General features: G+C 49.4%; 2 protein-coding genes. Both read right to left on the bottom strand.

The window, feature by feature from the left end; genetic code table 11:
- Window positions 1-561: CAP domain-containing protein (locus ACTHUM_RS16045; protein WP_440403428.1), on the bottom strand; the 561-nt coding region annotated here is incomplete at its 3' end.
- Window positions 562-628: 67 nt separating this feature from the next.
- Window positions 629-760, bottom strand: coding sequence for a hypothetical protein (locus tag ACTHUM_RS16040; protein WP_256388404.1), 132 nt, complete (start codon window positions 758-760; stop codon window positions 629-631).
- Between the last annotated feature and the right edge of the window lie 39 nt (window positions 761-799).

Here is a 799-nt window from a genome sequence, read left to right as displayed (position 1 = left end):
GTTGAATCTGCTGTCGCCCTGATTGATGCTCAATGCGATTTGTTTGCCTTGCGATTCAAACGCCGCACCGGCCTCGTCGATATTTTGATCGAGTAAGGAGAGACGGTGGTAAATCGCCGTCATCAAGTTGTCCAGCTGATGTTGGGCAGGAAGGTGGTCGTTGATTTTTTCGTTTGGCGGATGCTGGTCGGTGCTGACGTTTTCGTGTACGCCTTTATAGGCATAACTGGCTCTGCGCGTGCGGTCTGATGGGCGTGGACCTGTATAAAAGGGATTGCGTGTATTGTGTTCGTCATGTCCGTCGTCAGGGTTTTGCAACAAATAGCGGGCATGATTACGCGCTGCGCGTTCAAGTGTGGCTGAGTGCGCCAGTGCGGGCAGATTGGCTGAGGCGCGGAGGAAGTTTAAATACGCCAAGGCGTCAAAATCGGCAACGGCAGTACGATTTTGCGGCGGTTGGGCGTAGATGAGCTGGTCTTCGGAATAGCGATGGGTTTCGTAGTATTGGAATATGCCGAGGGCGACGGCAAAACCACCCAGCCAGTAAAGAATGTGTTTCATTATATGTACTGCGTTCAGACGGCCTTGAGCTACGGCTTTTCCCCTTGAAACTCATGCCGTTAAATGATTATTTTGATAGCGGCTTGACTTGGAATGCTTCAGGATGGGATTTGAAATATTCGACAGCAATAAATCCGCCGCCAATAATAATCAAGAGGGCAATGGCCATGCCGATCATCGCTAAAATGAATTTGTCCATATTTGTCCGTTTGAATGAAGGCCGTCTGAAACACTTAAA

This window comes from Neisseria sp. P0021.S006 (assembly GCF_051956895.1).
The sequence above is the reverse complement of the archived record's forward strand: the minus strand, read 5'-3'. Positions and strand labels throughout refer to the sequence as shown.

Bases quoted from the DNA above. Each gene is read 5' to 3' on its own strand.
- ACTHUM_RS16040 (WP_256388404.1), bottom strand. From the start codon at position 760: ATGGACAAATTCATTTTAGCGATGATCGGCATGGCCATTGCCCTCTTG.